Source organism: Rugamonas fusca, assembly GCF_014042365.1.
Classification (GTDB): Bacteria; Pseudomonadota; Gammaproteobacteria; order Burkholderiales; family Burkholderiaceae_D; genus Rugamonas; species Rugamonas fusca.
This window is the reverse complement of record NZ_JACEZS010000022.1, coordinates 1-23,531: the sequence shown is the minus strand read 5'-3', so window position 1 is coordinate 23,531 and position 23,531 is coordinate 1. Positions and strand designations below refer to the sequence as shown.

The window sequence follows — 23,531 nt, the reverse complement described above, 5'->3', positions numbered from 1 at the left end:
TGATAGTTACAATCGGCCGTCAAAACCAGTCATGCCAGACCGGCGTCACATTGGCCGGCAGCGGCGGCAGCAGCGCGAAATCGACGCGCGCCTCGCCCGGCGCATGGAAGTCCGTGCCGCGCGAGGCCAGGAAGCCGTACTGGTTGGCCAGCTGGGCATAGACGGCGTACTGGTCCGGCGTGTGGCTGCCCGTTACCACTTCGATGGCCGTGCCGCCCAGTTGCTTGAATTCGTCGAACAGCACGCCCTGCGCCATCTGGTTGAACTTGTAGCGGCCCGGATGGGCGATGACGGCGATGCCGCCCGCGCCCCGTATCCAGCCGACGGCGTCCGACAGGCTGGCCCAGCTGTGCGGCACGTAGCCGGGCTTGCCTTCGGTCAGGTATTTCTTGAACACGTCGGGCACGTTGGCGCACACGCCAATTTCGATCAGGTAGCGGGCGAAGTGGGTGCGCGACATCAGGTCCGGGTTGCCCACGTACTTGAGCGCGCCTTCGTAGGCATCCGGAATGCCGACGGCGGCCAGCTGGGCCGCCATCTCGCGCCCGCGCGCGTCACGCCCGGAACGGGTGCGGGCCAGGCCGGCCAGCAGGGCCGGGTTGGTTTCATCGACCTGCAGGCCGACGATGTGCACCGTCTCCCTGGCCCAGGTGATGGAAATCTCGACACCGGACACGAACAGCATGCCCAAGTCCTGCGCGGCGACGCGGGCGGCGGCCACGCCATCGACTTCGTCATGGTCGGTCAGCGCCCACACGTCGACCCCCGCATTGCGGGCATGGGCCGCCACGGCGGCCGGCGCGAGCACGCCGTCGGAGACGTTGGAATGGCAGTGCAGATCGACTTTTAACATACGAAAACCAGGCCTTGCTTCAACAGTAGGAGGGTAGGAAGGGCCTGTTACCAGAACCCCTCCCCCCTAAGAACCGTGCTTGCGACTTTCACCGCACACGGCTCAAGCTTAATAAAAGTTCCTATACAGGAACCGGTTTAACAACTTTCAATCCAAGACTATGCACTTGTTTATGGCAATTGGGGTGCAATAGTACGCGATTTCCTAGAGCATCAGAACCTCCCATCACACGGTACTCCATGTGGTGGTCGTGCCATCCTGTGTCCAGATTCATCTCGTACCCACACAAAGCGCACAGGCCACGTTGATCGAAATACAGCTTTGCCCATTCCTTTCGGTAACTCATGCTTTTCAGCATGCGTTCCTGCCGGAGGGCTTCGCCGTATTCCTCGCATTGCGGATCATAAGGATGATAGTCCCCTTTGATCTTCCTGTGCCGCTCGATGGTCGTACCCGCGAGCGAATACAGTTCCATCACACCTTTACCGCCTTCTTTAGTGGCGACGTCCACAGCAAACACCCAACTCCGGTCACCGATCTTCCGCCAGTATTTCTTGCGAATCCAATCAGTAGGCTTTTTTGGATGCCTGCGCTTGGCCCACCGCATCAGCCGCCAGAACATCAACGACTGCATGTACGAGAACGCCTGTTTGGCCACCACGGGACTGTGATATTGCGCCCAGCCCCGCAGCATCGGGTTCAGCAGCCGGATCAAATCCTCCTGCTTTGCCATCAACTGTTCGCCGATGATTTTCCTAAGCTTTTCATAAAACGCCTTCACGTTTTTCTTACTCGGCTTGATGAGCAATTTTCCCTCGTACTTCCGGAAATTCCACCCCAGAAAATCAAAACCTTGGTCGATGTGTACGATCTTCGTCTTGGCTTGCGATAGCCGCAGGCCTCGCCGTGCAAGGAATGCTTCTATCCATGGTCGGATTTCTGTTTCCAGCAGCTCTTGTGAAGCGCCGGTCACCACGAAATCGTCCGCGTATCGTATGACACCAACTTTTAGCTTCTGGAATTTCGACGGCCCGAAGCGTACACAGAGGTGTTCGATCAGTTCCGTTTCCAGTCCATTCAGCGTCCAATTTGCCAGTGCAGGGCTGATAATGCCGCCCTGCGGCGTTCCGGCTGTGGTTGCCAGCAATTGCGCCCAGTCGACCACCCCGGACTTCAGCCACTTCCGAAGTATCGATTTATCCATGCGGACATGGTCGATCATCCAGTCGTGATTGATGTTGTCAAAGAAGCCTTCAATATCCGCATCCAATACCCATTGGGCCGAAGTCCTCTGGGACATTCTTACGAATATCTGACTCATTGCATCAGCCGTCGAGCGATTTTTCCGAAACCCATAGGAGTTCGGGTCACTCACCGTTTCCAGTACCGGATCAAGCGCCAGCAAATGCAACGCCTGCATAGCTCGATCCTTCATGGTCGGAATGCCCAGCGGGCGTTCCTTTCCATTGGCCTTTGGAATATAGACCCGCCGTAGTGGTAGGGGCCGATACTGACGCTTTTCCAACTGCGCAATCGCCGCGAACTTCCGCGACGGCGTTTCCCATAACTGCCGGTCTACGCCTGTGGTACGTTTGCCTTGATTTTCAGTCACTCGTTTTACAGCCAGCGCTTTCGCACTGAACGAGTGGGTCAGCCATCGTTGCAGAGATTTCACCCTGCGCCAATCGCCTTCCTGTGTTGCCTTCGTTAATCGGATCTGCATGACTCTCACATTCTTCTGAACGCGCCGCCAGTTGATGGCAGCCCATTCAGTGGGAGCGTGTGAGGACGCAGAATCGATTGCATTGCCATCGATTACTCTCATTGCCGAACCTCGTCGTAGTGATGCTCGTCGAGGACGCAGTGCTCCCCCGAAGGGAAGACTGCATCCCTTCGGGGCTATTTAAATAAGAACGACTTTGTCTATGTAGTCGGTTACGACTATTGCACCAGATGGAAGTCTGCACGTTTTCACGGTGGGACAAATTTTGAATCCCTATCCCCTCCATTACAGAGGGACATTCGCTTTTTCCATCCTCCCATACCCACTGCGCCATGAGTTTCCCTTGCGGGTTACTTGCTTCCCGATGAATTGAGTAGCGGCGGATTGGGCTTACCACGTTCCCTGAGATACCCGCACGGCCAAATTGCGCCGTACATGACTGTTTAGGGTCTGACTTTCCCCCGGTGGTTTGAAGACGACGTATCCCCACTTTCGACGGAGATATCCAACCACGTACCTTTTGGTTCAGGCCAACAGCAGCTTGGGCCTGTCAATGATCACGAGGGTTCAAACGTCAGTTCACTTTATGTTACCCATGCAGCCTCACCTAGCCCCTTCACCGCCTCGCTGCTGGCAGTTTCCAGACCCACCATTCACATGGTGGGCCCGCCGCTTGCGCGGGGGTACATTGTTATCAGAGCTTCACACCTCTCCGTTACCAGAGACGCATGTCCGACTAGGTGACAAGTGGTCGTACACCCGGTCACAGCATCACGCTTCCAGAAATCAAAAGTCCGAATTCAGAGTCGTAAAGTGTGACAAGGCATCTCAGAGTTTGCGCGATCTTACTGTTCCATTCTGTTTTGACAAGGTCCGAAACGACCTACCTTGAATATCCTGATTTCCAGGAATCCGATTGTTCAAAAATTCCTCAAAATTCTTGGAATCTGTTGTACATAGGCAACGCAATGTCCGCCTTGTGAGCGGAAAACTGGGGTAAATGGCGTTGAAGTCCCGGTGAAACCGTGATTTCAACCTCTCCAGCCAAGTCTTTTTGAACAGTGCGATTGTTTGCTTTTGTCCGAAATTGCAGACGCAATTAGGGAGCCCACGGTGTTTATTGCCAGTCTCGTTTTCAGATTTAACGTAGTCAAATCAGAGACTTACCGCCAGGCTTGCAGGATGGATACAGCTTTTTGGTTACTAGTTACTACTTTGACACTTTGCCGCGAAAGCGGCGATCGCGACGACGTGTCGCACCGGAAAGGTTCATTGTACGCTGCTTGTCACGCTCCCGTTAGAGCTGGCGTAACACTTGCTCACGTTCACGTCAGGCCAGGAATTCCTCGATCATCCGGGCCAGCACTTCGGGCTGGTCGTGGTGCAGCATATGGCCCGCATCGTCCATCATCTTGCACGTTACGTCGGCCAGGTGGCCCAGGCGGCGGTCGATCTCGATGCGCGCCTCGGGCTTCGGCCCCATCCAGTCCCACATATTCGTGTGCACCGCTTCCACCCACAGCACGGGCGCCGTGATGGCTTTCCAGCACGCCATCACCTCCTCCACGTGGTACAGCAGCGGGCCCATGCGCTTGTGGGCCGGGTCGCCGAGGATCTCCCACTGTCCCGCGTCGTTCTGGGCCGACCAGTGCTGGGCCAGGAACGCGGCACGCGCGTCCGTCAGGCGCGGATTGGTCTTTTGCAGCCGGGCCGCCACCGCGTCCAGCGAGGCGTAGCCGCGCATGACAGGCGGTTCCAGCATCTCGTCCATCCACTTGGCGTAGCGCTTGGGCGCCTGCTCGGGCCGGTTGGCGCGCAGGCCGAAGCCTTCCAGGTTGATCAGGCGCCGGATGCGCTCGGGCCGCGCGCCCGCGTACAGGCCCACCACGTTGCCGCCCATGCTATGGCCCAGCAGGTTGATGGCTTCGTCGGGCGCGTAGTGGCGCAGGATGGCGTCCAGGTCGGCCAGGTAGTCGGGGAACCAGTAGGTGTCCGCGCCGGACCGTTCGGACAGGCCGAAGCCGCGCCAGTCCGGCGCGATCACGTGCCAGTCGCCCTGCAAGGCGTCGACCACGAACTGGAATGAGGCCGACACGTCCATCCAGCCATGCACCATGACGATCTTGGGCGCGCCCACCCGGCCCCAGTGGCGCACGTGGTAGCGCAGGCCGCGCACGGTCAGGAATTCGGAGCGGGATGCTGTATGCATGATGATCTGCCTTGAAAAGAGTGCGCGGGGCGCAATATGGGCGGCTTGCCGGCCAGAAAACAAAATAATAGCACGACCGTTCGCAACACGTACGCGGGCCCGGTCTGATCGCGTTATCGGCCGTTTTTTAGCGGGAACGGGTGGCCACAGCGTAAAATAGCGCCATCCCGTTGCTCTCAACCAAGGTATCCCATGACTATCTACCAACTGGGCGAACATACGCCTGAGATCGCCGCATCCGCCTTCATCGCCGACACCGCCAGCGTGATCGGCAAGGTCACCGTGCAGGACAACGCCTCCGTCTGGTTCGGCGTGACGATACGGGGCGACAACGAGCGCATCACGATCGGCGAGAACAGCAATGTACAGGAATCGACCATCATGCACACGGACATGGGCTATCCGCTGACGGTGGGCCGCAACGTCACCATCGGCCACCAGGCCATGCTGCACGGCTGCACCATCGGCGATGGCGCGCTGATCGGCATCCAGGCCGTGGTGCTGAACGGCGCCGTGATCGGCAAGGGTTGCCTGGTGGGCGCCGGCGCGCTGGTCACGGAAGGCAAGCAATTCCCGGATTACTCGCTGATCATCGGCGCCCCGGCCAAGGCCGTGCGCACGCTGACGGCGGAAGAAATCGAGCGTCTGCAAGGCAACGCGGACAACTATGTCCAGCGCGGCCAGATGTTCAAGACGCAACTTAACAAGATTGGATAAGAAACATGAGTACCACCCCGGACACCCTGCAGAAATTCATCTTTGAAAACGCCGCCGTGCGCGGTGAATTCATCGACATTTCCGCCACCTGGCGCGAGGTGCTGTCGCGCCACCACTACCCGGCACCCGTCAAGCGCGTGCTGGGCGAAATGGTGGCCGCCGCGGCCCTGCTGTCGGCCAACCTGAAGTTCAACGGCTCCATCGTCATGCAGATCCATGGCGACGGCCCGGTGCGCCTGCTGGTGGTCGAGTGCGACGCCGAGCTGCGCCTGCGCGCCACGGCCAAGCTGGCGCCGGACGCCGCCATCGCGGACGATGCCGGCCTGAAGGCGCTGCTCAACGAACACGGCAAGGGCCGCTTCGCCATCACGCTCGATCCGGCCGACAAGGTGCCGGGCCAGCAGCCGTACCAGGGCATCGTGCCGCTGGACGGCGAGGACGTGGCCACCGTGATCGAGAACTACATGCTGCGCTCGGAACAGCTCGACACCAAGCTGTGGCTGGCCACCAGCGACGAGGTGGCACGCGGCCTGCTGCTGCAAAAGCTGCCCTACCACGGCGGCAAGGCGGAAGCCGTACCGCTGTCGCAGGAAGATGCGCTGGAAACGTGGAACCGCGCCGTGATCCTCGGTTCCACGCTCAAGCACGAGGAATTGCTGGAAACGCCCATCGCCGTGCTGATGCAGCGCCTGTTCTGGGAGGAGACGATCCGCGTGTTCGATCCCGTGCACCCGTCATTCCACTGCAGCTGCACGCGCGAAAAAGTGGGCAACATGCTCAAGATGCTGGGCCAGGAGGAAATCGACGGCGTGCTCGCCGAGCTCGACCACGTGGGCGTGCACTGCGACTTCTGCGGCCAGCACTACGAATACGACCGGGTCGATTGCGCCCAGCTGTTCACCAGCGATGTGCCAGTCGAAGTATTGATCCCGGCCGGCGAGGCCAAGCACTAAGAAGTCATGTCAAAAAGCCCATGGCGTCGTTGTGGCGCCTTGCCGTGCAGGCGCACTGTCTTCGGCACCACGCCTAGCCATGGTCATTTTGAAACAACTTCCAAGGCACTACCAGTGCACGCATTTGATGGGCGCGATATCGACCGCGCCCAGTGTCTTGCCTGAGCCGGCGCGGCTCAGGTTCACTTGCTCGATGCAGCTGCCGGGGAAGATCCGCTGCTGGCTGCGCGTGCACACGATGGCCGGCGGCGCCGCCTTGCCGTCGCAATAGAATCCCTCCGCTGTCATGCGCACCAGCGCCTGCTCCATGGGCATGCCGGGCGTGACCGTGCCGGCCACGAAGGTGGAAAAACGGTTCTGGTCCACCGTGTAGCATCCCGTCAGCGCCATCGCCACCACCACCGCCAGCATCCCCGTCGCGCGCATCGCTCCCCCGCCTTGCTTGAAAGTTATTGGGCGCAGTGTACGAGCGCCCCGCCCGCTTGTCCAGCCGTGGACAGGGACGTTTGGAATAGCGCCTCCAGCGACCGTCATCATGGCGTCACACAGACTGCCTATCATCCGCCGCGTCGCAGTTCCCCAACCAATGGAATTCCAATGATGATACGCACGACTCCGCGCGCCCATGGCGGCGCCATGGCCGCCTGCCTGGCCGCCCTCAGTTTCCCGATGCTGGCGATGGCCGCCAACGTGGCCTCCGCCATGGCCGACATGGGCAACCTCGACAGCGCCGCCCTGATGCTGGCCGACAGCTCGGCCACGGCAGCCGACTTCGCCACCGAGGCGGCCGCCGCTGTGGGCCCCATCACGACGGTGGAAATCGCCACCCGCAAGACCCGCTCCTCCGTCGCGCTGGGCAAGGCCGACATGCAGAAAATCCTGCCCGGCGTGAATCCGCTCAAGGCGCTGCACACCCTGCCCGGCGTGAGCTTCCAGACGGCCGACCCGTGGGGCAACAACGAGCAGAACCTGTCGCTGTTCGTGCACGGCTTCTCGGGCCAGCAACTGGGCTACACGCTCGATGGCGTGCCGCTGGGCGACCAGCAGTACGGCAACTACAACGGCCTGTCGCCGCAGCGCGCCGTCATCAGCGAGAACGTCAGCAGCGTGATCCTGTCGTCCGGCGCGGGGGACCTGGCCACGGCCTCGACCAGCAACCTGGGCGGCACCATCGAAACCTTCTCGGCCGACCCGCTGGCCACGCGCGGCGCCACCGTGCAGCAGACCGTGGGCAGCCAGCGCACCTCGCGCACCTACGCCCGTTTCGACACGGGCGAGTTCGGCAGCGGCAACAGCGCCTACCTGTCGGCCATCCACCACGAAGCGCGGGCCTGGGACTTCCAGGGCCGCCAGGGCGGCAACCAGGTCAACGCCAAGTACGCCAACCGCGCCGACGCGGGCAAGCTGACCGTGTTCTTCAACTATTCGGACAAGATCGAACCGAACGAGGACAGCACGGTCCACGTAGCCGGCGAAAAGAGTGCGCCCTACACCCGCCCCTTCCTGTACCCGGACTTCGCCGCCGCGCTGGCCTATTTGTCGCCCACCGGCGCCACCCCGGCCGCCGACGGCAACAACTACCGCAACTACTACAGCGACGCCCAGCGCACCGACTACCTGACTTACGCCAAGTACGAAGCCAACCTGAGCGATGCCACCACCTGGTCCAACCAAATCTACTACCACCACGACGATGGCGTGGGCGTGGTGGCCGGCCCGATCGGCGTGGCCGGGCTGCCCGGCCTGTTCAGCGTCTACTACCCGAACCAGAACCTCAAGCAAGTATTCGGCAACTCCGGCTACGCCACCCGCACCACGGAATACGCGATCAACCGCGCCGGCCTGCTGTCGACCGTGCGCATGGAACTGGGCGACCATCAAGTCCAGGCCGGCCTGTGGCTGGAGCACAACCGTTCGGAAGCCTACCGCCGCTGGTACGCGCTGGACGTAAACCACCCGAGTTCGCCGTACGACCGCCCCAGCGATCCCTTGATCACCCAGTGCGGCAGCGAGATCAACAACAAGGTGGCCCAGCTGCACCTGCAGGACGAGTGGCGCGTGCGGCCCGACCTGGCGCTGCAGGCCGGCTTCAAATCCAGCCTGCAATTCGCGGAAGGCACCTTCCCCGTGCAGCCGGCCAAGGGGGCGATCGCCAATGGTTCGCTGGCCTTGCCGGTGGGCGAGATCATCACGAAGAAATGGTTCCTGCCGCAAGCGGGTGCGCGCTGGGACATCAGCGCCCAGGACCAGCTGTTCGTCAATGTTCAGAAGAACCTGCGCCAGTTCGTCACCTACGGCGGCGGCGGCGCCTCGCCGTGGAGCCTGGCCAGCCAGCAGGCGTTCGACCTGTTCAAGGCCACGGCCAAGCCGGAAACCTCGGTCACCTATGAAGCGGGGCTGCGCAGCAACCGCACCCTGCCGTCGGGCCCGGTGACGGCCATCGACAGCCAGATCAGCCTGTACCACGTGGACTTCAAGGACCGCCTGCTGCAGATCAGCCCCACGCCCGTGCTGCTGGCCATCATCGGCGGCAATCCCGTGCTGGCCAACGTGGGCAGCGTGAAGACCGATGGCATCGACCTGTCCGCCACCCTGCACGTCGGCCGCGGCTTCTCGTTCTACGATGCGCTGTCGTACAACCACTCGACCTACTCGGACAACTACAGCAACGGCGCAGCCATCGTGCCCACGGCCGGCAAATCGGTGCCGGGCAGCCCTAAGTGGATGAACAAATTTGTCGCCACCGCCACCGTGGCCGACACGGAATTCCAGCTGATGGGCGACTACGTGGGCAAGCGCTACGCCACCTACACCAACGACTTGAACGTGCCCAGCTACTTCCTGCTGGGCCTGGGCGTGTCGGGCAAGCTGCCATTCCTGAACGGCGGCGTGATCAAGAATGCGCGCTACCGGGTCAACGTCAGCAACCTGCTGGACCGCGAAGGCAGCCTGAACGTGGTGGTGGGCGCGGCCGACAAGACCTACAACACCTTCCCGATCGCCCCGCGCCAGGCTTTCTTCACCGTGATGGCGAACTTCTGATGAACACGATACGCACCCCTGGCCGCCTGTCGCGCCGCCACTTCCTGCACGCGGCGGCCGCCACCGGCTGCGCGCTGCTGGCGCCAGCCGCCGCGCTGGCCGCGCCTACGCAATCGAAACCATTGGTGTTCGGCCACCGTGGCGCCAGCGCGCTGCGGCCCGAGCACACGCTGGCCTCGTACGCGCGCGCCATCGCCGACGGCGCCGACTACGTGGAGCCTGACCTCGTGTGCACCAGGGATGGCGTGCTGGTGGCGCGCCACGAAGCGAACCTGACGGAAACGACGGACGTGGCCAGCCGCGCCGCATTCGCCAGCCGCCGCGCCCGCAAGACCATCGACGGCACAAGCCACGAAGGTTGGTTCGTGGACGACTTCACGTTCGCGGAACTGAAAACGCTGCGCGCCGTCGAGCGCCTGTCCGACGTGCGTGCCGGCAGCGCCGGCTACAACGGCATGTTCCAGGTGGTGAGCTGGGAAGAGATCATCGACTTCGTGGCGGCCGAGTCGGCCGCGCGCGGGCGCGTGATCGGCCTGGTGCCGGAACTGAAAAGCTCGACTTACTTCGCCAGCGTCGGTCTGCCGCTGGAGGAGCGCTTCCTGGCCATCCTGGCCGGCCATGACTACACGCGCCGCAATCCGGTCGAGATCCAGTCGTTCGAAGTGGCCAACCTCAAATACTTGCGCGGCAAGCTGGGCCGGCGCGCCAACCTGCGCCTGATGCAACTGGTGGTGCCCGACGCCGTGCGTCCCAGCGACGTGGCGGCGGCCGGCGGCACGCTCACCTTCGCCCAGATGTGCACGCCGGCCGGCCTGCGCGATATATCGGCCTACGCGGACGTGGTGGCGCCGCCCACGCGCGCCATCATCCCGCTGGCCAAGGATGGCAGGCTGGGCCAGCCTACCTCACTGGTGGACGATGCGCACCGCGTGGGATTGCGGGTGGAACCGTGGACTTTCCGTCCCGAGAATTGCTTCCTGGCGGCCGACTTCCGCGATGGGGCCGGCGACAACGCCCGCAACGAAGCGGGCTCGGTGGCCGAGATGCGACGCTACCTGGCCACCGGCATCGATGGCTTCTTCACGGACGATCCGGCGCTGGGCCGGCGGGCGGTGGACGGGTAAAAAAAACCAGCCGGTGGGGCAGTTCCGGCATCCCGCCGCGAGCTGGCGAATTGCCGGAACTGCCCCCCGCTTTTTTCTATGGCGTTGTTTCGTTCTAGAACCGGACGAAGTTGCTCTCGTCCGGTTCCGCCACCAGCGCCGCCTTGCCGCCACGGCCGCCGAAATTGATGGATGGCCGGCGCTCAGGTTTGCCACCGCGGCGCGGTGCGGAGCGCGCCATCTGGCTGCCGCCCATCTTGAAGAACGACATGGTCTGTTGCAGCATCTCGGCCTGCCCGCTCATTTCCTCCGACGTGGCCGCCAGCTCCTCCGAGCTCGATGCGTTCTGCTGCGTGGTCTGGCTCAGTTGGCCCACCGCGCTGTTGATCTGCCCCACGCCCGACGATTGCTCCTCCGAGGCGGCCGTGATTTCCTGCACCAGGTCGGACGTCTTGCGGATATTGGGCACCATCTGGTCGAGCAGCCGCCCCGCCTTCTCCGCCAGGTCCACGCTGCCGGTGGCGACCTGTTCAATTTCCTGCGCCGCCAGCTGGCTGCGTTCGGCCAGCTTGCGCACCTCGGCCGCCACCACGGCGAAGCCCTTGCCATGCTGGCCCGCGCGCGCCGCCTCGATGGCCGCGTTCAGCGCCAGCAGATTGGTCTGGTAGGCGATGTCATCGATGATCTGGATTTTCTTGGCGATCTGCTTCATGGCCGCCACGGTCGAGCGCACGGCCTCGCCGCCCTCGACCGCCTCGCGCGCGGCCTGGCTGGCCATGCCGTCGGTAACCTTGGCGTTTTCCGTGTTGGCGGAAATGGAGGCCGTCATCTGCTCGATGGCGGCGCTGGTTTCCTCGGCGCCGGCGGCCTGTTCGCTGGCCGCCTGCGACAAGGTCTGCGCCGTGGCGCTGATTTCCTCGGACGCGCTGGCCAGCGCCTCGGCGCTGCTGTTGACCTCGGCCACCACCTGGGCCAGCTTCTGCACCGTGTTGTTGCAGTATTCCTTGAGCTGGCCGAACGCGCCCTCGTATTCCTTGTCGATCGCGCAGTCCAGGTCACCTTCCGCCATGGCGCCCATCATGCGCACCACGTCGGCGATGCTGGCGCCGGTGGTGGTGACGAGGTTGTTCAAGCCCTCGCCCATCTCCTTCTGGAAACCCTGCAAGCCGGCCAGGTCCACCCGCGTGTCGAAGTTGCCGCGATTGGCCGCGTTCACCACGCGGGCCTGGCTATCGATCACCTGGCGCAGGCTGGCGATCATGTGCTGCATGGCCGTCAGCAACTTGCCCGTTTCATCGCGCGCATCGCTGGCCACGTCGATCGCCAGGTCCCCCCGCGCCAGCGTCTCGGCCACCGTGACGGCGCGGCCGATGGGGCGCGTGATACTGAGCGTGATCAAGACGCCGGACGCGATCGTCAGCAGCACCGTCACGCCCAGCGTGACCAGCACGCGCGACCGGGCTTCCGCGCTCACTTCCGTCATCTTGAGGTCGGCCTGCTTGAGCGTCTCGTCGGTGCGTGCCGTCAGGCTGGCCAGGGCGGCCCCGATGGGTTTGTCGGCGCCGGCCACGGCCTTGTCCAGTTCGTTGGGCCGATCCGTCCTGGCGCGCATGGTGATCAGGGTCTGCATGTCGCGGCGGTAGGCGGCGGCGCCCTCACGCAGCTGGTTCATCAGCTTTTCCTCGTCCGGATGGAGCGCGCCGATGGCCCGGTAATCGTCGGCCACGCGTTCCACCGCCGCCATGTCGTTGCCGAATTTCTGCGCATAATCGCCGCCGCGCAGGATGAAGTTCTTGAAGTGGTGGATGCCGTCGCCGAGCGCGATATTGCCCCGGTTGACGGCGTTGCGCTTGGCCAGCGCGTCCTGCCGGATGGCTATCCACTGCTCGTTCATGGCCGACGTCTCCTGGATGGCGATCCAGCCCAGGAACAGCGATAGCACGGTCAGCAAAAAGAAGGCCATACCCAAGCGGGTACCGATGCGTACATTCGACAACATTGACGTCTCCTCGTAGCGTAGGTTTTATTGCGTCAACTGCAGTTTCTTGCTTCTTGTCAAATGTAATACTACCTTCGTTTAAACTATTTTAATACCCGCCACTGGCGCTTGGCCGGCAAAAACGACAAGCCAGCCAAACCATGCTGGTCATGCGCCAGCGAACGTGACGTTGGCGATCCAGTTGCGCTTGCGCCGGGCCAGCCGGGCATCCTCGCCTTCGCCATCGAACGCGGCGCTGCCATGTTGGAGCAGCGCGCGGTCCACGTCGTCGAACGCATTCACGCTGACGACAGCGTACAAGTGATCGTCAATACGGCTGGTCACCACCGGCACCACGCCGCATTGCGTGCACAGGTGAAATTGCGCCGTCTTGGTGCCGAAATGGTAGGGCGACACGTGGGCCGGCTCGCGCACCGTCACCGCCAGCGCGCCCGTCGGGCAGGAAGTCCACACGCCGCCGTGCTTGACGCAAAAGCTGCAGGTGCAGGCGCGGGCCGGAATGAAGGCCGGTTCAGGCGCCCAATCGAGCGCGAAGGAGATATTGCCGCAGTGGCAGCTTCCGTGTATGAGCATAAGAATTTTCCACCGGTGTCACCACCGGTGTCAGGTCTGTCATTCGGACAGTTACCGCGCATCTTTGATATTTATCATGATGCGCTTTTTCGATTGACAGTGGTAGCGCAAATGACAAGGCATATACCGCAAGCGGTATACCACCGATTGATTAAACTCAAGGGTATTGTCTTTCTGTCCGAATGACAGACCTGACACCGACTAGGGTGTGACACCGACTAGGGTGCGGCGGTGGCCGGTGCGGACGTTGCCTGCCCCTTGCCGACGATCTGGATGAAGATTTCGTTCTGCTTGATCATGCTGAGCTCGTAGCGAGCCCGTTCTTCGACCGCGCCCGTGCCGTCCTTGAGGTCGCGCACTTCGGAGTCGAGCTTGGCGTTGCGGGCGATCAGTTCCGCGTTCTTCTTGTGCGCCGCTTCCACCTGCGCCTCGTAATCGGCCACGCGCAGCCAGCCCCCTTTGCCCAGCCATAACGGGTACTGTATCAGCAGCAGCAAGGCCGCCAGTGCGAGGGTGATCAGACGCATGGTGTGAAAAAGCGGCCGGATCGCTCCGGCCGCAGTGTGGCTATTACTTCAGATTATAGAACGCATCGCGGCCAGGGTAGGAAGCGATATCGCCCAGGTCTTCCTCGATACGCAGCAGCTGGTTGTACTTGGCCATGCGGTCCGAACGGGACATGGAGCCGGTCTTGATCTGCAGCGCGTTCAGGCCCACGGCGATGTCGGCGATGGTCGAATCTTCCGTCTCGCCCGAGCGGTGCGAGATCACGGCCGTGTAACCGGCGCGCTTGGCCATTTCGATGGCGGCGAAGGTTTCGGTCAGGGTGCCGATCTGGTTGATCTTGATCAGGATCGAGTTGGCGATGCCCTTCTGGATGCCTTCCTTCAGGATCTTGGTGTTGGTGACGTACAGGTCGTCGCCCACCAGCTGCACCTTCTTGCCCAGTTCCTTGGTCAGGATGGCCCAGCCGTCCCAGTCGCCTTCAGCCATCGCGTCTTCGATCGAGATGATCGGGTACTTGTCGCACCAGGTGGCCAGCAGGTTGGTGAATTCGGTGGCCGTCAGGCTCAGGCCTTCGCCCTCCAGCTGGTACTTGCCATCCTTGTAGAACTCGGAGGCGGCGCAATCCAGGCCCAGTGCGATCTGGGTGCCTGGCTCGTAGCCGGCTTCCTCGATGGCCTGGATGATCAGCTTGATCGCTTCTTCGTGGTTGGTGACGGACGGTGCGAAGCCGCCTTCATCGCCCACGGCCGTGGTCAGGCCCTTCTTGTGCAGGATCTTCTTGAGCGTGTGGAACACTTCGGCGCCGTAGCGGATCGCTTCCTTGAACGACGGTGCGCCCACGGGAATGATCATGAATTCCTGGATATCCAGGTTGTTGTCGGCGTGCGCGCCGCCGTTGATCACGTTCATCATCGGCACCGGCAGCTGCATGGCGCCCGAACCGCCGAAGTAGCGGTACAGCGGCAGGCCGGCTTCTTCAGCGGCGGCCTTGGCGACGGCCATCGACACGGCCAGCATGGCGTTGGCGCCCAGGCGGCTCTTGTTCTCGGTGCCGTCCAGGTCGATCAGGGTGCGGTCCAGGAAGGCTTGCTCATTGGCGTCCAGGCCCATGATGGCTTCCGAGATTTCCGTGTTGATGTTCTCGCACGCTTGCAGCACGCCCTTGCCGAAGTAGCGCTTGGGGTCACCATCACGCAGTTCGATCGCTTCGCGCGAGCCGGTCGAGGCGCCCGACGGCACGGCGGCGCGGCCCATCACGCCCGATTCCAGCAGAACGTCGCACTCCACGGTCGGATTGCCGCGCGAATCGATAATTTCACGGCCGATAATATCAACAATAGCACTCATGTCATTCTCCAAAGGTTAAGCGTAACGGTTCGCGCGTTGCGTCTGGTGCGCAATCTGCGGCTTGTGCGTAACGGGACGTTGGCCGGCGCCGTGGTGGACATGGCGCCGGACAAGGACCAGCTTGCTGCAATTAATTGAAGCTGGTTTCGAGGAAGCCCGCTTTCTTGGTGACGCGATCGAGCTCGATCAGCGTCGACAGCAGTTCCTTCATGCGGCCCAGCGGCACGGCGTTGGGGCCGTCCGACAGCGCCGTGGCCGGCGTCGGGTGGGTTTCCATGAACAGGCCGGACACGCCCACGGCCACGGCCGCGCGCGCCAGCACCGGCACGAACTCGCGCTGGCCGCCCGACGACGTGCCCTGGCCACCGGGCAGTTGCACCGAGTGGGTGGCGTCGAACACCACCGGGCAATTGGTTTCGCGCATGATGGCCAGCGAGCGCATGTCCGACACCAGGTTGTTGTAGCCGAACGAAACACCGCGCTCGCAGGCCATGAACACATCGTCCGGCAGGCCGGCGGCCTGGGCCGCGGCACGTGCCTTGTCGATCACGTTCTTCATGTCGCCCGGCGCCAGGAACTGGCCCTTCTTGATGTTGACCGGCTTGCCCGACTGGGCGCAGGCCGTGATGAAGTCCGTCTGGCGGCACAGGAAGGCCGGCGTCTGCAGCACGTCCACCACCGACGACACGGCCGCGATCTCCTCGACCGAGTGCACGTCCGTCAGCACCGGCACGCCCAGCTCGCGTTTGACGTCGCCCAGGATTTCCAGGCCCTTGTCCATGCCGGGACCGCGGTACGAGGTGCCCGAGGAACGGTTGGCCTTGTCGAACGAGGACTTGTAGATGAAGGGGATGCCCAGCTCGGCCGTCATTTCCTTCAACGCGCCGGCCGTGTCGAACGCCATCTGGCGCGATTCGATCACGCAGGTGCCGGCGATCAGGAAGAACGGCTGGTCGAGGCCGACGTCAAATCCGCACAGTTTCATGCCGCATCTCCTTGCAGCTCGCCCTCTTTGACGGCGTGCAAGCGGGGTTTGCCGCTGGCGGCCTGGTGCGCGAGGGCGGCCTTGATGTAGGACGTGAACAGCGGATGGCCGTCACGCGGGGTCGATTTGAACTCGGGGTGGTACTGCACGCCCATGTACCAGGGGTGGGCGTTCTCGCCGGTGCGCGGCAGTTCCATGATTTCGCACAGGTCTTCCGTCGGGGTGCGGGCCGCCACGATCAGGCCGGCCGCTTCCACGCGCGGCAGGTAGTGGTTGTTGGCTTCGTAACGGTGACGGTGACGCTCGGTCACCACGCCGCCGTAGATCTCGGCCGCCAGCGTACCCGGCTTGACGGCGCAGGTCTGCGCGCCCAGGCGCATGGTGCCGCCCAGGTCGGAATTCTCGTCGCGCTTCTCGACCTTGCCATCCTGGCCTTGCCATTCGTCGATCAGGGCGACGACGGGCTGGTCGGTGTTCAGGTCGAACTCGGTCGAGTTGGCGTTGGTCAGGCCGGCCTTGTGGCGCGCGTATTCGATCAGCGCCACTTGCATGCCCAGGCAGATGCCCAGGTAAGGAATCTTGTGCTCACGGGCGAACTGGGCCGCCATGATCTTGCCTTCCACGCCGCGCTTGCCGAAGCCGCCCGGCACCAGGATGGCATCGTACTTGGCCAGCTCGGCGCAGCCGCGCGTTTCGATCTCTTCCGAGTCGATGTATTCGATGTTCACGCGCGCTTCGTTGTGGATGCCGGCGTGGCGCAGCGCTTCGGTCAGCGACTTGTACGATTCCGTCAGTTCCACGTACTTGCCCACCATGCCGATAGCCACTTCGGCCTTCGGATGCTCGAGCGTGTAGATCAGCTTGCTCCACACGGACAGGTCGGCCGGGGCCGGGTCCAGATCCAGCGCGTCGCAGATGATGGCGTCCAGGCCCTGGTCGTGCAGCATCTGCGGCACTTTGTAGATGGTGTCCACGTCCCACACGGAGATCACGGCCTGCTCTTCGATGTTGGAGAACAGCGAGATCTTGGCGCGCTCGTCTTCGGGAATGCGGCGGTCGGCGCGGCACAGCAGCGCGTTGGGCGAGATGCCGATTTCGCGCAGCTTCTGCACCGAGTGCTGGGTCGGCTTGGTTTTCAGCTCACCGGCCGAGGCGATGTAAGGCACCAGCGTCAGGTGCACGAAGGCCGAGTTCTTGCGGCCGGCGCGCAGGCTCAGCTGACGGGCCGCTTCCAGGAACGGCAGCGATTCGATATCGCCCACGGTGCCGCCGATTTCGCACAAGGCCACGTCGTAGCCTTCCGCGCCGCGGCGGATGTAGTCCTGGATTTCGTTGGTGATGTGGGGAATCACTTGCACCGTCTTGCCCAGGTACTCGCCGCGGCGTTCCTTGCGGATCACCGATTCGTAGATCTGGCCGGTGGTGAAGTTGTTCACCTTTTTCATCCGGGTGGAAATGAAGCGCTCGTAGTGGCCCAGGTCGAGGTCGGTTTCCGCCCCGTCGTCGGTGACGAACACTTCACCGTGTTGCATGGGGCTCATCGTGCCCGGATCGACGTTGATGTACGGGTCGAGCTTGAGCATGGTGACTTTGAGGCCGCGCGATTCGAGGATCGCGGCGAGAGAGGCGGCGGCTATCCCTTTACCAAGGGAAGACACGACGCCGCCAGTGACGAAGACAAATTTGGTCATTGCAGATGGTGCCGAACGGCACGTGCGGGAAATTGAAATTATAGCCTAAACTGAGTCATTCTTCATCCTTCCCGCCGGAAAATTCCCATTCCGGGCGTAGAATCGGGGCAGGAAAGCGGTGAAAAATAGCAGGTTTTTTAATTTCCTTTCGACATCATTGCCTTTCCGGCAGCAGTGTGAGGCAACGAACCGACCGGCATGCCGGACGGGGCCAGACTGGCAACTTTCTCCTGGGAGGTCACCATGCACTACCAAGACCGCGATGCCGACGGCGTCTACGTGGACACGGGCCACCACGGCCCCGGCCCCGACCTGATGGGCGCCAGCACCGTGATCGGCGACCCGGTGCGCAACCTCAAGGGCGAACACCTGGGCCAGATCCGCGAAATCATGCTCGACATGCGCAGCGGCGCCATCGCCTACGCCGTCATGGCGCACGGCGGCGTATTTCAGCTCGGCGCCAAGCTGTTCGCCGTGCCCTGGCCAGCGCTCACGCTGGACCCGGCCCACAAGGGCTTCACGCTCAACATCGACAAGCAGCGGCTGGACGAGGCGCCCGGCTTCGACCCGGACCACTGGCCCAACATGGCCAACCCGGCCTGGGCGGCGCAGATCCACCAGTACTACGCCCATCCCACGGAACAGGGCTCCGGCCTCAGCTAAGCGCAGGCAACGAGCGCCATTGTCGCTGGCGCACGGGCCGGCGGGCTATGAGCACGCATATACCTGCTATGCGCACGGCGGCAGGTGCATGGGCACCCATGCCACGCCGCCCTCCTCCACGCGCGGCCCTGTCGGCAGGAAACCCCAGCGCTGATACATGGGGAAGGCATAGTCGGACGAATTGACGGTGAAACCCACCGTGTTGCCCGCCACCAGCGCGGCCGTGCGCGCGGCCAGCCACAACTGGCGGCCCAGGCCGCAGCCATGGAATTCGCGCGCCACGAACAGGTGGAACAGGTGGCTGCGGTCGCGGATGGCGACGGCGCCGGCCAGCACCGAACCGATGAAGCCCAGCTGGTACTGGTAACGGGGCTGGGACAGGTAGCCGGCGATGGCCGGTTCGGCCATGCTGGCCATGAATTGTTCGGCGCCGGCGCCATCGGCATCGAGCGTCATATAAGGCATCAAATCGGCGATCAGTTCGCTGATCGCGCCGGCGTCGTCTGGTACCGCCGGCCTCAATGTTAAAGTTTTCATATTAGCATTTTGCCATTATTTGACGCGTTTTTGGGAAAAAAACATGCTCTTTCAGCAAAAATTGCGGCTGATCGTGGGCAACCGGCCCAGTAAATGTGACATATCGACCAGGCGCTTGGCCACCAGGTGGCACACCGTGCCCTCGCGCTGCCACACGCCATACACCCCCAGCAGGGCCGCACTGAGCACTTCCCGCCGTTGCTGCTCGACCAGCGCCGGCCACACGATCACGTTCACATTGCCCGTCTCGTCCTCGATGGTGATGAACAGCACGCCCTTGGCCGTGCCGGGCCGCTGGCGCACGGTGACGATGCCGCAGCCGCGCGCCAGCTGGCCGTTGCGGTATCCTTGCAAGGTGGACGCGGGCAGGAAGCGCTGCTCCAGCAATTGCGGGCGCAGCAGCGCCAGCGGATGGCGTCCCAGCGTCAATCCCTGGGCCCGGTAGTCGCCCAGGATGGTTTCCCCTTCCGACGGCGCGGCCAGCGCCGGCACTTCCTCGTCCGGCGTGGTGGGGCGCAGCAAGTCCTTGTCCGGCACGGCGCCCACGGCTTGCCACAGCGCTTGGCGGCGGTGGCCGGCCAGTTGCTGCAGGGCGTTGCCGCCGGCCAGCACCTGCAAGTCGTGCCGGTCCAGCCCGGCGCGCCGGGCCAGGTCGGCCACGGACGCGAACGGCCGCACGGCGCGCGCCTCCTCGATGCGCTGGGACGGCTCGGCCCGCATGCCGCGCAGCAGCGACAGGCCCAGCCGCACGGCCGGCTGGCCGCGCGCGCCGGCCACTTCCTCCAGCGTCGATTCCCAGCCGCTCACGGCCACGTCCACGGGACGCACCACCACGCCATGCCGCCTGGCGTCCTGCACCAGTTGCGACGGGCCGTAGAAGCCCATGGGCTGGCTGTTGAGCAAGGCGCACAGGAAGGCGGCCGGTTCGTGGCACTTGAGCCAGGAACTGGCGTAGGTCAGCAGCGCGAAACTGGCCGCGTGCGATTCGGGAAAACCGTATTCGCCAAAGCCCTGGATCTGGCTGCAGATGGCTTCGGCGAATGCCAGCTCGTAGCCGCGCTCCAGCATGCCGTTGATGATGCGGTCGTGGTACTTGTCCATGCCGCCCTTGCGCTTCCAGGCCGCCATCGCGCGCCGCAGCTGGTCGGCCTCGCCGGGCGAGAAGCCGGCCGCCAGGATGGCCACCTGCATCACCTGCTCCTGGAAGATGGGCACGCCCAGCGTGCGGCCCAGCGCCGTTTCCAGGCCGGGCGGGAATTGCACCAGCGTGGGGTCCATGCGCCGCTGCAAATACGGGTGGACCATGCCGCCCTGGATCGGGCCGGGCCGCACCAGCGCCACTTCGATCACCAGGTCGTAGAACTGGCGCGGACGCAAACGCGGCAACATGCTCATCTGCGCGCGCGACTCGATCTGGAACACGCCGATGGTGTCGGCCTCGCACATCATGTCGTAGGTGGCTGGGTCTTCGGGGGGCACGTCCTGCATGCTGAACACGGACTGGCGCTGCTGGCCCACCAGGTCGAACGCCCGCCGCAGCGCCGACAGCATGCCCAGCGCCAGCACGTCCACCTTCAGCAAGCCCAGCTCCTCCAGGTCGTCCTTGTCCCACTGGATCACGCTGCGCTCCTCCATGGTCGCGTTCTCCACCGGCACCAGGCGCGACAGCTTGCCCTGGGCGATCACGAAGCCGCCCGGATGCTGCGACAAATGGCGCGGGAAGCCCAGCAGGCTCTGGGCCAGCGTGGCCCACTGCCGGGCCAGCAGCGAGGTGGGGTCGAGGCCGCATTCGGCCAGCCGGTTCAGCAGGTCGCGCTTGCCGTCGAACCAGTGGTGCGAGCGCGCCACTTTTTCCACGATGGCCAGGTCCACCCCCAGCGCCTTGCCGCTGTCGCGCAATGCGCTCTTGGGCCGGTAGCTGATCACCACGGCCGCCAGCGCGGCCCGCGTGCGGCCGTATTTCCGGTAGATGTACTGGATCACTTCCTCGCGCCGCTGGTGCTCGAAATCGACGTCGATGTCAGGCGGCTCGGCCCGCTCGCGCGAGATGAAACGCTCGACCAGCAGGTTGCCCCGGGCCGGGTCCACTTCCGTGATGTGCAGGCAGTAGCACACGGCCGAATTGGCGGCCGAGCCACGCCCCTGGCACAGGATGCCGTTGGCGCGCGCGTAGCGGACAATATCGTAGACGGTGAGGAAGTACGGCTCGTAGCGCAGCGCTTCGATCAGCTCCAGCTCGTGTTCGATCTGCTGCTGCACCTTGGCCGGGATGCCGTCCACGAAACGCTGGTGGGCGCCGATGTAGGTTTCCTGGCGCAGGTAGGTGGTGGGCGTGTGGCCGGGCGGCACCAGCTCGTCCGGATATTCGTAGCGCAACGCGTCGAGTGAAAATGTGCACAGGCTGGCGATGCGCACCGTCTCGGCCAGCGCCGCCGCCGGATACAAATTGGCCAGCCGCAAGCGCGGACGCAGGTGCTGCTCGGCGTTCTGCGCCAGCGCGTAGCCGCACTCGGCCACCGGCTTGCCGATGCGCACGGCGCACAGCGTGTCGTGCAGCGGCTTGCGCGAGCGTACGTGCATGCACACATGGCCCACGGCCACCACGGCCATGCCATGCTGCGCGGCCACCTCGGCCACGCTGATGCGGTGCGCCTCGTCAAACGCGCGTTGCAACAGGTTCAGCCCCACCCAGGCCCGGCCGGGAAAGGTGGCCGCCATCCACGCCGCCTGCGCGTGCAGGCGGTCCACGTCGTCCGGCTGGTGGGCCGGATAATGGGGCAGCAGGATCAGCAGGCAATCAGGCAAGCCTTGCAGGTGGGCGAACTCGGGCGGCGGCGCGGCCAGGTCGTCCAGCGTGAGCAGATAGCTGCCCTTGGCGGCCCGCGTGCGGCCGATGGTGATCAGCTCGGACAGGTTGCCGTAGCCATTGCGGTTCTGCGCCAGCGCCACCAGCGACAGCGCCACCTGCCCGTCCGCGCCGCGCAGCTGGAATGCGGCGCCGATCAGCAGCGGCAGGCCGGCCCGCTTCGCTTCCGCATGGGCCCGCACCACGCCGGCCAGCGAGCACTCGTCCGTCAGGGCCAGCGCCGCATAGTCAAGCTGGGCCGCGCGCGCAACCAGTTCCTCCGCATGGGAAGCACCCTGCAGGAAGGAGAAATTGGACAGGCAATACAGCTCGGCATAGGCCGGCAGGCCGGCGCTGAACGGAGGCGAAGGTGGGACGGAGGACATGGCAAGGGCGGGTGAAGGCGCGACAAATTTACTGTGTTTATATACAGTATTTTACGCTGTTTGGCCGCCTGCGGTATAGTCCATGATCCACCGCAATATGATACGAAAATGACAACCACCATCCAGGAAGTGGCATGCTTTGGCGCCACGCCCAGCAGCGGCAACGCGGCCCTCGTGATCCAGGGCGACCATGGCACGGACGCGCAGCGCCAGCAGTTCGCCCGCGCCAGCGGCCGTAGCGCCTGCGTCTTCATCGATCCCGTGGCCGATGGCGACACGCAAGCGGACTGGGTGTTCGACTATGTCTACCCGCACGCCCGCAGCCCGCTGTGCCTGCACGCCACGCTGGCGGCCGGCCGCGTGCTGCTGAGCGAACAGCGGCCCGCGCTGCGCGCGCGCACGGCGCTCAAGGGCCAGTTGCTGGACCTGGCGCTGGACGGCGGTGAAGTTGCCATCCTGCTGGCGCCGCAAACGCCACCAGCCGTCACGGTGGCGCCAAACTTGCCGGCCGCCCTGCTGGCCGCGCCCGGCCTGGCGCTGGCGTCGGCGCCCGCCATCGCCTCCGTCGGCAGTCCCAAGCTGCTGCTGGAAGTGGCTGACAGCGCCACCCTGCTCGCCCTGCGCCCCGACCTGGCGCGCATCGCCGACTGGGGCCGGGAACACGGCGTGAGCGGCTGCTATGTGTATTGCCGGCGCCCCGACGGCGCCTATGAAGGCCGCAACTTCAACCACCTGGACCCGGCGCTGGAAGACACGGCCACCGGCGTGGCGGCCGGCGCCCTCACCATCCAGCTGGGCCAGGCCGTCACGCTGTACCAGGGCGCGCAACTGGGCCAGCCTTGCCTGATTCGCACCGCCATGCGCGACGGCCGCATCGCCATCGGCGGCGCGGCCCGGCTGCTGCCCACACCCATGCAATCTTGCTGATTTCTACACGATGACGGGCGCGCGCACGATTGCGCGCTCCGTTTTGTATGCAAAACAGCACAATTATCCAAATTTTGTTGTAGCGCTACCAAGATTTGATGCTTGTCTATGCATATCTTGTCTAGAATCATGCTTTTCATAGGGAGACGCCAACGTGTTCGCTACTTCAACCTTACGTAAAGCCGTCTTGCTGAGCCTGTACGGCAGTGCCGCGCTGGCCATGATGGCGCCAGCATCCTACGCCCAGACCACCGATACCGGCATCCAGACCGTGAACGTGGTCGGCTCGCGCCGCGTCGCCAGTTCCGCCACCGACACCACGGTGCCGGTCGACGTGATCCCCATGAACAAGGTGGCTGAATCGGGCGGCCAGTTCGACCTGGCCCAGACCCTGACCAATATTTCGCCCTCGTTCAACTCGACCCGCCAGACCGGCGCCGACGGCGCCGACCTGGTCGACTCGGCCGCCCT

General features: G+C 63.8%; 18 protein-coding genes and 1 pseudogene. 7 read left to right on the top strand and 12 right to left on the bottom strand.

The features are described from left to right. Positions 1 to 19: 19 nt before the first annotated feature. The 3 genes from H3H36_RS20985 to H3H36_RS20975 all read right to left on the bottom strand — a co-directional run bounded on the left by H3H36_RS20985 (position 20) and on the right by H3H36_RS20975 (position 4,785). Positions 20 to 853, bottom strand: a complete 834-nt coding sequence (locus tag H3H36_RS20985; RefSeq protein ID WP_182220039.1) for a 3',5'-nucleoside bisphosphate phosphatase — start codon at positions 851 to 853, stop codon at positions 20 to 22. 121 nt (positions 854 to 974) lie between these two features. Continuing rightward, the gene (gene ltrA / locus H3H36_RS20980) at positions 975 to 2,678 is read right to left on the bottom strand and encodes a group II intron reverse transcriptase/maturase (RefSeq protein WP_182220038.1); all 1,704 of its coding nucleotides are present in this window, start codon (positions 2,676 to 2,678) and stop codon (positions 975 to 977) included. A gap of 1,228 nt (positions 2,679 to 3,906) precedes the next feature. After that, positions 3,907 to 4,785, bottom strand: coding sequence for an alpha/beta fold hydrolase (locus tag H3H36_RS20975; RefSeq protein WP_182220037.1), 879 nt, complete (start codon positions 4,783 to 4,785; stop codon positions 3,907 to 3,909). A 192-nt stretch (positions 4,786 to 4,977) separates the two neighbouring features. Between H3H36_RS20975 and H3H36_RS20970 the strand changes: the two genes are divergently transcribed. Together H3H36_RS20970 and hslO are read left to right on the top strand one after the other, a co-directional pair. After that, positions 4,978 to 5,502, top strand: coding sequence for a gamma carbonic anhydrase family protein (locus tag H3H36_RS20970; protein ID WP_182220036.1), 525 nt, complete (start codon positions 4,978 to 4,980; stop codon positions 5,500 to 5,502). Between the two features lie 5 nt (positions 5,503 to 5,507). After that, complete coding sequence (hslO, locus tag H3H36_RS20965; protein WP_182220035.1) at positions 5,508 to 6,455, top strand: Hsp33 family molecular chaperone HslO; 948 nt, start codon at positions 5,508 to 5,510, stop codon at positions 6,453 to 6,455. 108 nt (positions 6,456 to 6,563) lie between these two features. Here hslO and H3H36_RS20960 read toward each other — a convergent pair whose 3' ends face one another. Further along, a complete protein-coding gene (locus H3H36_RS20960; RefSeq protein WP_182220034.1) occupies positions 6,564 to 6,881 on the bottom strand; it encodes a hypothetical protein in 318 nt (105 codons plus the stop codon). A 171-nt stretch (positions 6,882 to 7,052) separates the two neighbouring features. Between H3H36_RS20960 and H3H36_RS20955 the strand changes: the two genes are divergently transcribed. Together H3H36_RS20955 and H3H36_RS20950 are read left to right on the top strand one after the other, a co-directional pair. Continuing rightward, positions 7,053 to 9,497, top strand: coding sequence for a TonB-dependent receptor (locus tag H3H36_RS20955; protein WP_229220027.1), 2,445 nt, complete (start codon positions 7,053 to 7,055; stop codon positions 9,495 to 9,497). Continuing rightward, positions 9,497 to 10,621 (top strand): glycerophosphodiester phosphodiesterase family protein, encoded by a 1,125-nt coding sequence (locus H3H36_RS20950; protein ID WP_182220033.1) that lies wholly within the window; start codon positions 9,497 to 9,499, stop codon positions 10,619 to 10,621. The genes H3H36_RS20955 and H3H36_RS20950 overlap by 1 nt, the downstream gene beginning before the upstream one ends. 94 nt (positions 10,622 to 10,715) lie before the next feature. Here H3H36_RS20950 and H3H36_RS20945 read toward each other — a convergent pair whose 3' ends face one another. From H3H36_RS20945 to pyrG, 6 genes are all read right to left on the bottom strand, one after another. Then, complete coding sequence (locus tag H3H36_RS20945) at positions 10,716 to 12,599, bottom strand: methyl-accepting chemotaxis protein (protein ID WP_182220032.1); 1,884 nt, start codon at positions 12,597 to 12,599, stop codon at positions 10,716 to 10,718. A gap of 147 nt (positions 12,600 to 12,746) precedes the next feature. After that, positions 12,747 to 13,172: a GFA family protein gene (locus H3H36_RS20940; RefSeq protein ID WP_182220031.1), complete on the bottom strand. Its 426-nt coding sequence runs from the start codon at positions 13,170 to 13,172 to the stop codon at positions 12,747 to 12,749. A 218-nt stretch (positions 13,173 to 13,390) separates the two neighbouring features. Continuing rightward, the gene (ftsB, locus tag H3H36_RS20935; protein WP_182220030.1) at positions 13,391 to 13,699 is read right to left on the bottom strand and encodes a cell division protein FtsB; all 309 of its coding nucleotides are present in this window, start codon (positions 13,697 to 13,699) and stop codon (positions 13,391 to 13,393) included. A 43-nt stretch (positions 13,700 to 13,742) separates the two neighbouring features. Continuing rightward, the gene (eno, locus tag H3H36_RS20930; RefSeq protein WP_182166404.1) at positions 13,743 to 15,026 is read right to left on the bottom strand and encodes a phosphopyruvate hydratase; all 1,284 of its coding nucleotides are present in this window, start codon (positions 15,024 to 15,026) and stop codon (positions 13,743 to 13,745) included. 130 nt (positions 15,027 to 15,156) lie between these two features. After that, entirely contained in the window at positions 15,157 to 16,011 is an 855-nt protein-coding gene (kdsA, locus tag H3H36_RS20925; RefSeq protein WP_182220029.1) for a 3-deoxy-8-phosphooctulonate synthase, read from the bottom strand. Next, entirely contained in the window at positions 16,008 to 17,702 is a 1,695-nt protein-coding gene (gene pyrG, locus H3H36_RS20920; RefSeq protein WP_182220028.1) for a CTP synthase, read from the bottom strand. Before pyrG ends, kdsA begins: the two co-directional genes overlap by 4 nt. A 243-nt stretch (positions 17,703 to 17,945) precedes the next feature. Here pyrG and H3H36_RS20915 point away from each other — a divergent pair, with 243 nt between their 5' ends. Beyond that, positions 17,946 to 18,365 carry a PRC-barrel domain-containing protein gene (locus tag H3H36_RS20915; RefSeq protein ID WP_182220027.1) on the top strand — a complete coding sequence of 140 codons (420 nt, stop codon included), beginning with the start codon at positions 17,946 to 17,948 and terminating at the stop codon, positions 18,363 to 18,365. Between the two features lie 66 nt (positions 18,366 to 18,431). On the opposite strand, the gene H3H36_RS20910 is transcribed toward H3H36_RS20915, so the two are convergent. Beyond that, a complete protein-coding gene (locus H3H36_RS20910; protein ID WP_229220026.1) occupies positions 18,432 to 18,902 on the bottom strand; it encodes a GNAT family N-acetyltransferase in 471 nt (156 codons plus the stop codon). 51 nt (positions 18,903 to 18,953) lie between these two features. Continuing rightward, a complete protein-coding gene (locus H3H36_RS20905; RefSeq protein WP_182220026.1) occupies positions 18,954 to 22,133 on the bottom strand; it encodes an error-prone DNA polymerase in 3,180 nt (1,059 codons plus the stop codon). A gap of 108 nt (positions 22,134 to 22,241) precedes the next feature. Between H3H36_RS20905 and H3H36_RS20900 the strand changes: the two genes are divergently transcribed. Further along, a complete protein-coding gene (locus H3H36_RS20900) occupies positions 22,242 to 23,060 on the top strand; it encodes a PhzF family protein (protein WP_182220025.1) in 819 nt (272 codons plus the stop codon). Positions 23,061 to 23,280: 220 nt separating this feature from the next. Next, positions 23,281 to 23,531, top strand: a pseudogene (locus H3H36_RS20895) (TonB-dependent receptor); the annotation flags it as partial.

Coding starts and splice junctions, on each gene's coding strand:
- ltrA (WP_182220038.1), bottom strand. CDS start 2,678: ATGAGAGTAATCGATGGCAATGCAATCGATTCTGCGTCCTCACACGCT.
- pyrG (WP_182220028.1), bottom strand. CDS start 17,702: ATGACCAAATTTGTCTTCGTCACTGGCGGCGTCGTGTCTTCCCTTGGT.
- H3H36_RS20985 (WP_182220039.1), bottom strand. CDS start 853: ATGTTAAAAGTCGATCTGCACTGCCATTCCAACGTCTCCGACGGCGTG.
- hslO (WP_182220035.1), top strand. CDS start 5,508: ATGAGTACCACCCCGGACACCCTGCAGAAATTCATCTTTGAAAACGCC.
- H3H36_RS20960 (WP_182220034.1), bottom strand. CDS start 6,881: ATGCGCGCGACGGGGATGCTGGCGGTGGTGGTGGCGATGGCGCTGACG.
- H3H36_RS20900 (WP_182220025.1), top strand. CDS start 22,242: ATGACAACCACCATCCAGGAAGTGGCATGCTTTGGCGCCACGCCCAGC.
- H3H36_RS20955 (WP_229220027.1), top strand. CDS start 7,053: ATGATGATACGCACGACTCCGCGCGCCCATGGCGGCGCCATGGCCGCC.
- H3H36_RS20910 (WP_229220026.1), bottom strand. CDS start 18,902: ATGAAAACTTTAACATTGAGGCCGGCGGTACCAGACGACGCCGGCGCG.
- H3H36_RS20945 (WP_182220032.1), bottom strand. CDS start 12,599: ATGTTGTCGAATGTACGCATCGGTACCCGCTTGGGTATGGCCTTCTTT.
- H3H36_RS20950 (WP_182220033.1), top strand. CDS start 9,497: ATGAACACGATACGCACCCCTGGCCGCCTGTCGCGCCGCCACTTCCTG.
- H3H36_RS20915 (WP_182220027.1), top strand. CDS start 17,946: ATGCACTACCAAGACCGCGATGCCGACGGCGTCTACGTGGACACGGGC.
- kdsA (WP_182220029.1), bottom strand. CDS start 16,011: ATGAAACTGTGCGGATTTGACGTCGGCCTCGACCAGCCGTTCTTCCTG.
- H3H36_RS20970 (WP_182220036.1), top strand. CDS start 4,978: ATGACTATCTACCAACTGGGCGAACATACGCCTGAGATCGCCGCATCC.
- H3H36_RS20905 (WP_182220026.1), bottom strand. CDS start 22,133: ATGTCCTCCGTCCCACCTTCGCCTCCGTTCAGCGCCGGCCTGCCGGCC.
- eno (WP_182166404.1), bottom strand. CDS start 15,026: ATGAGTGCTATTGTTGATATTATCGGCCGTGAAATTATCGATTCGCGC.
- ftsB (WP_182220030.1), bottom strand. CDS start 13,699: ATGCGTCTGATCACCCTCGCACTGGCGGCCTTGCTGCTGCTGATACAG.
- H3H36_RS20940 (WP_182220031.1), bottom strand. CDS start 13,172: ATGCTCATACACGGAAGCTGCCACTGCGGCAATATCTCCTTCGCGCTC.
- H3H36_RS20975 (WP_182220037.1), bottom strand. CDS start 4,785: ATGCATACAGCATCCCGCTCCGAATTCCTGACCGTGCGCGGCCTGCGC.